At 70.3% G+C, this 6,697-nt stretch carries 9 protein-coding genes and 1 riboswitch; of the genes, 7 read left to right on the forward strand and 2 right to left on the reverse strand.

What is annotated here, in order from left to right:
- Positions 1-51 precede the first annotated feature (51 nt).
- Positions 52-265, forward strand: a riboswitch (cobalamin riboswitch).
- Positions 266-300: 35 nt separating this feature from the next.
- The 6 genes from IY392_RS13755 to IY392_RS13780 all read left to right on the forward strand — a co-directional run bounded on the left by IY392_RS13755 (position 301) and on the right by IY392_RS13780 (position 3,957).
- On the forward strand, positions 301-1,041 hold the full coding sequence (locus tag IY392_RS13755) for an energy-coupling factor ABC transporter permease (protein WP_194861514.1): 741 nt from the start codon (positions 301-303) through the stop codon (positions 1,039-1,041).
- On the forward strand, positions 1,038-1,400 hold the full coding sequence (locus tag IY392_RS13760; protein WP_107755378.1) for an energy-coupling factor ABC transporter substrate-binding protein: 363 nt from the start codon (positions 1,038-1,040) through the stop codon (positions 1,398-1,400). The genes IY392_RS13755 and IY392_RS13760 overlap by 4 nt, the downstream gene beginning before the upstream one ends.
- Before the next feature lie 15 nt (positions 1,401-1,415).
- The gene (locus IY392_RS13765) at positions 1,416-2,144 is read left to right on the forward strand and encodes an energy-coupling factor transporter transmembrane protein EcfT (protein WP_107755379.1); all 729 of its coding nucleotides are present in this window, start codon (positions 1,416-1,418) and stop codon (positions 2,142-2,144) included.
- Positions 2,141-2,941: an energy-coupling factor ABC transporter ATP-binding protein gene (locus IY392_RS13770; RefSeq protein WP_194861515.1), complete on the forward strand. Its 801-nt coding sequence runs from the start codon at positions 2,141-2,143 to the stop codon at positions 2,939-2,941. The genes IY392_RS13765 and IY392_RS13770 overlap by 4 nt, the downstream gene beginning before the upstream one ends.
- A 301-nt stretch (positions 2,942-3,242) precedes the next feature.
- Positions 3,243-3,491: a hypothetical protein gene (locus IY392_RS13775; RefSeq protein WP_231750438.1), complete on the forward strand. Its 249-nt coding sequence runs from the start codon at positions 3,243-3,245 to the stop codon at positions 3,489-3,491.
- Entirely contained in the window at positions 3,475-3,957 is a 483-nt protein-coding gene (locus IY392_RS13780; RefSeq protein WP_107755381.1) for a BLUF domain-containing protein, read from the forward strand. The genes IY392_RS13775 and IY392_RS13780 overlap by 17 nt, the downstream gene beginning before the upstream one ends.
- 13 nt (positions 3,958-3,970) lie before the next feature.
- On the opposite strand, the gene IY392_RS13785 is transcribed toward IY392_RS13780, so the two are convergent.
- On the reverse strand, positions 3,971-4,174 hold the full coding sequence (locus IY392_RS13785) for a hypothetical protein (protein WP_107755382.1): 204 nt from the start codon (positions 4,172-4,174) through the stop codon (positions 3,971-3,973).
- A 46-nt stretch (positions 4,175-4,220) separates the two neighbouring features.
- On the opposite strand from IY392_RS13785, the gene IY392_RS13790 reads away from it, so the two are divergent.
- On the forward strand, positions 4,221-4,790 hold the full coding sequence (locus IY392_RS13790; protein ID WP_228549413.1) for a CGNR zinc finger domain-containing protein: 570 nt from the start codon (positions 4,221-4,223) through the stop codon (positions 4,788-4,790).
- On the opposite strand, the gene IY392_RS13795 is transcribed toward IY392_RS13790, so the two are convergent.
- A complete protein-coding gene (locus IY392_RS13795) occupies positions 4,765-6,609 on the reverse strand; it encodes a serine hydrolase (protein ID WP_194861516.1) in 1,845 nt (614 codons plus the stop codon). The genes IY392_RS13790 and IY392_RS13795 overlap by 26 nt on opposite strands.
- Between the last annotated feature and the right edge of the window lie 88 nt (positions 6,610-6,697).

The following is a 6,697-nucleotide window of genomic DNA, read 5'->3' on the forward strand; positions in this document are numbered from 1 at the left end:
GAACCCGCCCCATCAGCGGACCTGAACTGGCGTGTTACTGACCCACGCTCCTAGGATCTGCTCAGCTGCGGTGCTCGGGAACCCGGTGTGAGACCGGGGCGGCCCTCGCCACTGTGAACGGATTGATGTCGCAGGTCCTCTGTGCCACTGCTCGCACGCGTCGTGTGGGTGGGAAGGCGGACCGGCGGCGATCCGGTGTATCCCTTCTGGGGTGGACCGGGAGAACCCGTGAGCCAGGAGACCGGCCGTGGCTGCCACCACGAGTGCCCGCGAGGTGACGGGCAGAAAGGTCTCAGACAAATGCATATCGCAGAGGGTTTCCTCCCCTCCGTGCACGCCCTGGCATGGACGGCGGTCGCGGCACCGTTCGTGATCCACGGCGCGCGCGAGGTCATCAGGACGGTCCGCCGGACTCCGGAGGCGGGCGTCCTGCTCGGCGTGGCCGGGGCGTTCACGTTCGTCATGTCGGCCGTCAAGCTCCCGTCGGTGACGGGGTCCAGCTCGCACCCCACCGGCACCGGCCTGGGGACGATCATCTTCCGGCCCCCGGTCATGGCCTTCGTCGCGACCGTCGTCCTGATCTTCCAGGCGCTGCTGCTCGCGCACGGGGGCCTCACCACGCTCGGCGCGAACGTGTTCTCCATGGGGGTCGCCGGGCCGTGGGTCGCCTACGGCGCGTTCGTCCTGTGCCGACGCGTCGCGGTGCCACTGCTCGGTGCGGTGTTCGTGGCCGCGTTCCTCGCCGACCTGGTGACGTATCTCGTCACCAGTGCCCAGCTCGCACTGGCGTTCCCGAGCGTCGAGCACGGCCTGTGGTACTCGATGGCCGAGTTCCTCGCCGTCTTCGCGATCACCCAGATCCCGTTGGCGGTCGTCGAGGCCCTCATCGTCGTGGTGATCGTCAGCGTTCTCCTGCGCATCGCCTCCCGTGAACTCGATCTGGTGGGTTTCTTCCGGAGGGCGCGACTCGCCGACGCGGGAACCGTCGCGGATCCCGGGGATCGTACCGATCGGGTCGAGGCCACGGAGACGGTGCGATGAGCGGGAGGAAGCACGTCAGCGTGTGGGTGTTGGTGGGACTGGTCGCCGTCGCGTTCGCGATCACGGTGCTGTCCCTGGTCTACGGCGCCGGGGCGGGCGGTGAGTTCGAGGGTGCGGACGGGCAGGCCGAAGGGACCATCAGCGAGGTCTCTCCTGACTACGAGCCGTGGTTCGAGCCGCTTCTGCCCGAGCTGCCGGGGGAGGTCGAATCGGGGGTGTTCGCCCTCCAGGCCGGGATCGGCGGCGGGATCGTGGGTTACGGGCTCGGCGTCCTGCGGACACGCAGCAGGCAGCGTCGGGAGAGCGTGCCGGGCGGGGCGACCCCGTCGGCGGCGGCCACGGGTTCGACCGGACACTGACAGACCGGGCGCCAGGTGAACCCACTCGAGCTCGCGGCGTCCCACAACCGCTGGTCGGGCCTCCCGGTAGTCGAGAAGCTGCTGCTCTTCGGCGGTCTGCTGGTGGCGGCACTGCTGGTGCCGCCACCAGTGGGTCACGTAGCGATCCTGGCCGTCTGCTGCTTCTGCGCACTGGTGCTGGCCCGCGTCCCCGCCAGGATCTATGTCGCGGCGTTGCTCGCGCCCGTCGCGTTCCTGGTCCTGGGAACCGGTCCGCTCTTCCTGGACCTGACGGAGTGGCGCCTCGTGGTGGATCCGGCCGGGGTCGACACCGCCTTGCGGACCGTGACCAGGGCGATCGCCGCGACGGCCGCCACCATCACCCTGGCGTGCACCACGCCCGTCGCCGACCTCCTGGCCGCTGGCCGGCGGGCCGGACTGCCCGCCCCGCTGGCTCACGTCGTCGACACCACCTACCGTCTCATGGGGCTGCTCATCGACGCCGCCCGCACGCTGCGGCAGTCCCACGATCTCAGGCTCGGACACCGCACCGCCCGGGCCGCGATCACCTCTGTCGGGACGCAGTTCGCCTCGGTCTTCGTCCTGTCCGTCAGGCGGGCACGGGCGATCGACGACGCCATGTCCATGCGCGCCGAGCGCGGCGAGACCGCGGTGCTCGCCGAGACGGACCCGATCTCGGCCACCCGCGTGCTCGTCATCTGTCTGGTTCTCGCGTCCGTCTCGATACTGGGGGTCCTCACGTGACCGTCCTCGCGCTGCGCGGCGCCCGGTTCTCCTACCGGCGTCTCGACGCCCTCGGAGACCACACCCACACCGTGCTCGACGGCGCCGACCTGACGATCCGCGCCGGGGCGAGGTTGGCGCTGCTCGGTGGTAACGGCAGCGGCAAGACGACGCTGATGCGGCTGCTCGTGGGCTTGAACCGCCTCGATGCCGGGGAGCTGGAGCTGGACGGGGAGCGGGTCCGTGACCGCCGCGCCGACCGCACCCGCCTGCGGCAGTCGGTGCAGATGGTGCTCCAGGAACCCGACGACCAGATCTTCGCCACGACCGTGCGGGCCGACGTGTCCTTCGGCCCGGTGAACCTCGGATTGGATCGGGCCGAGGTGGCCGATCGGGTCGACGAGGCCCTGGCGGCGCTGGCGATCACCGACCTCGCCGACCGCGTCCCCCACCACCTGTCCTTCGGGCAGCGCAAGAGGGTGGCCCTGGCGGGTGCGCTGGCGATGCGGCCCCGCGTCCTGCTGCTCGACGAACCGACGGCCGGGCTCGACCCGCTCTCCTGTGAGGACCTGCTCGCGGCGCTGGAGTCACTCCGTGCCGCGGGGGCGGCGATCCTCATGGCCACGCACGATGTCGACCTCGCCTGGGCCTGGGCGGACGACGCGGTGGTGCTCTCGGGTGGAGCGCTGGTCCGCGGCCCGGTCCACCGGGTGCTGCAGGACGAGGGGCTCCTCGCCGCGGCCCGGCTCGCCACTCCATGGGGAGCCGCGGTGTCGCGCCGGCTGGGCCGGACAGTGGTGCGGCCGGGGGAGGTCTGATCGCGTCCGCGAGCTGCCGCGCACTCGCCCGCGTCCCGGACGTGGCCGGCGCCATCGGTGGCGCGGTGTTCGCGAGCACACCATGATGGCACCGTGTGCCGCTATGGCGGACAGCGTGAGCAGGATGTGAGTTCTCAGGAGAGAAAAGTAGTGCGGGGTCGGGAGACACGTCGGTGCGTACCCAATCCCTTGTTCGGCCGCGCGCGGCGGCAGCGTCTCCCGGTGACGTGGCTCGGGCCACGTTCTGTGGGCGTGTACGGCGGTGGGCGAGACACCTTGTCAGGGAAGAAAAGGGGTGGGAGTGACTTCGGCAATCGAAGGCGACGAAGAAATACGATGGTCCCAGGTGGAAGACAGTTTCTTCGTCGGTAATTTCCGCGGGAACTTCGTGGGGTACATCGACCGGAATTCCGACGGCGGTTTCACCTGCTACGACAGGATGTCGAGACAGCATGGCGAGTCCGGTTCGCTGGACGAGGCGATCTCGAGTCTGAATGATCTGTATTTTTCCGAGGCGAGCGAGGGAGGGTTGAATGTCGCTGGACGCTGAGTCCCCCACGTCGCCCGGGACCGGGCACTTGAAGTATCTGGTGTACACGAGCGTGCCGGTGCGGAAGATGCTGCCGGGCGACCTGGAGTCCATCCTGTTCACCTCCCGGGAACGCAATCGTGCCGCCGATATCACCGGTGTCCTCCTCTTCAGGAACAACTGCTTCATCCAGTTCCTCGAAGGCCCTCCGGCCGCGATCGACGAGTTGATGACGCGCATCGCGGCCGATGACAGACACAGTCGCGTCAGGGTCCTGTTGACGGAACCCGCAGCCGAGCGCAGCTTCTCCGACTGGAAGATGGGCTTCGGCATCCCCAAGGAGACCCGGTCGACCGGAGTCGACGGCGTGCGGGACAGCTTCAACGACCTCACGGGCGGGTCGAGCTACGACGTCGTCCGTCGGGCCGCCGAGGATTTCTCGATCTGGTTCAAGGTCAGGGAGCGCTCGATCTCGACCACCGTCTGAGCGTCGATCCGTCCTACGCCCGGGCGACGGGCACGCCGGCGCGTAGGACGCGATGCGCCCCGCAGTGGCACGACTCGTAGGTCACGGTGCCCTCGCTGGTCGGGTGGGACGAACGGCGCAGCCAGTCGTGCTGATGCCGGCCAGGGTCCGCGGGATGCGGAACGAGGACGCCGCGGTCGTGGTGGAGGTCGGTGGGTGAACAGGCTGCTGTGGTCATGCGCCGACTGTGGTGCAATGGGTCAGTGCAGTTCAACCATGGCAATATGGTCGGCCCGACACTCGCGGCGGAGTTGGCCTCGCTCGCCGCCGGGTCGTGGGACGCCGACGCGGCCGTCGGGGTGCTCCGCGCCCACGGCGTCCGCAGGCCCGAGCTCGACAACGCCAGGTCAGAACGCCTGAAGGAGTGGGCATCGCGGCTGAGAGCGCCGTTCTCGGCGCCGGACGTGGACTCCACATGCGACGCGATCAACGAGCTGCTGGAATCGGCCGCGTCGAGGCCGTCCCTGAGCACACACGACGGGCACAAGCCCCACCTGCACTTCGCGGCCGACGGCGACGACGTCGTGGAGCGCGTCAGGGCCATCACCGCAGGCGGTCTGGCGATCTTCGCGGTCGAGTCGGAGGGCTGTCGTCTGGGGGCCTGTCTCCGCGCGGGGTGCCCCGAGGTGTTCGTCGACACCAGCCGGAACGGCGGACGGCGCTACTGCAGCGCTCGATGCGGTAACCACGACGCCGTCCAACGGCACCGGGCCCCCGGCCGTCGCCGGGGCCGGGAAGGCCATGCGAACAGGGCGATACCTCGGTCCGCTAGAGAGCACCCCCCCAGTACATGAGGGAGAGCTGCATCGGGAGCGCGAGGGCCGCGCACGTCCCGGCGGCCACGAGATGACGTGACGGCACCGTCCGCCAGCGGCGGGCGGCGGCGATCGACCACACGATGGCGAGCGCACCGCTGAGCATGGCCAGGGCTGTGAGAGTCGTGTGGGGGGCGGCGAGCGTGGGCCACCCCCACAGCAGAGGACCGAGGGGCATGGTGATCGCGGCTGAGAAGGTGACCGCGGTTGCGGTCACCCAGGCGACGGCGATCCCCGGCGCCAAGGAGGGAGTCCGCTCGCGCCCGCGTCCACGTCGAACGAGCCGCTTCATGGCACCGACCACGACGGCCAGTGCGACCACCACCCACGCGAGCAGAGCGGACATGACCACCCGCCGATCGTCCTGTGGCGACGCCGGTGTGAGTGTCTGCTCGAGCATGCCGCGGTCTCCGCGCTCGAGCACCGTGATCCCCGACCTGCTGATCCGACCGGCGACGCAACCGGCCGGGTCGCACCAGCGCCCCTCGCTCTCGGGCGTGAGTCGTCGTCCGTTCAACACGAGGTCGTCCCCGTCGGCGGTCACTCGGACCTGCCCGAGCAGGCTGCGGAGCAGCTTCTCTGGTCCGAGTCCTGTGAAGAGTCGCTCCTGGAACGAGCCCGTCGGGGTCGTGGCGCGGCTCGACGGCAACCACTCAGGGATGATCGCCGGGGCCGGACCCGCGGGTGCCGGGTGCGCCCGACCGGCGTGGACCATCCAGTCGATCACTGCGTCTACCACGGCTCCGGTCGCCTCGGTCGCTGCGGCATCCTGGGAGTTGACCGCGACGAACACGCCGACGTCCGCCTCCGGGATGAGGGTCAGCCAGGCCTGTCCGTCGGCCCCGGCGTGTTCCAGCACCCGCACGCCCCGGCGGTGGTCCTCGAAGAACACCTGGGTGTGGCCACCGCCGCCGTGATGCGGTCTGACGCTCGTGGCGCGGGCCTCCTCGACGACCCGTGCAGGCACGCCGCCGCCCTCGGTGACCAATGCCGAGAGCAGTGCGGCGGCATCCCGTGCCGACCACCGCAAGGAGGCCGAAGGCGCCTCCGGGACGTCGGGCCACGGCGCGGCCTCGAACCCGTCCCCGGTCGGAGCGACGATCACCGCGTCGTCCGGATCGGCCGCCTCGTCGAACGTGGCGGAACCGGCGCCGACCGGATCCAGGACGGTGCGGCGGGCCGCGTGGGCGAAGTCCGCGCCCGTGGCATTCTCGATCGCTGCGCCGATCAGGGTGTGAGCGACCAGCGGTGAGTAGTGCATACCGACCGCGGGGTGCCCCGAGACCGGCGGGTGGCGTTCGAGCCAGTGCGCCAGGGGCTTCCCGAGGTCGCCGGGCCCGGCAGGCGGCGGCATCAGGGTCGACTCGACGAGTCCCGCGTGGTGCGTGAGGAGATGTCGCCCCGTGAGGGGCGTGCGGTCGGCGGGCGCCCGCTCATCCCGCAGCACCACCCCGCTGGAGTGTTCGATCGGCGCGTCGAGATCCAAGGAGCCCTCCTCGTGCAGCGTGAGGGCGGTCAGGGCGGTGACGACCTTGGAGACCGAGGCGACCGGGAGGCGCGAGTCCGTGCCGAGGGGGCGGTCCCCCTCGGCGTCGGCGTGGCCCCAGGCCCGGAGAAGCGGGGTCGTCGAACCATCCACGACGGACACGACCATGCCTGCGGTCGACCGCCCCACGACTTCCTGCGCGATGCGTTCGATCCGGTCGTGCAGGGCGCCGCCATCCGGTCGGGCCTGGGCGGTCACAGGCGCGAGAGCGGTCAGGGTGGCCACCAGGGAGACGACGAGAGCGCGGTGCACTCGCTCCACCTTTCCGATACGGGCGTGTTGGTTTCTGGAGACTACCGTATGCACATCGGATCGACGACGTGGGGGGGAGGGCGCATGG

This window comes from Dietzia sp. SYD-A1, from assembly GCF_015356725.1.
Classification (GTDB): Bacteria; Actinomycetota; Actinomycetes; order Mycobacteriales; family Mycobacteriaceae; genus Dietzia.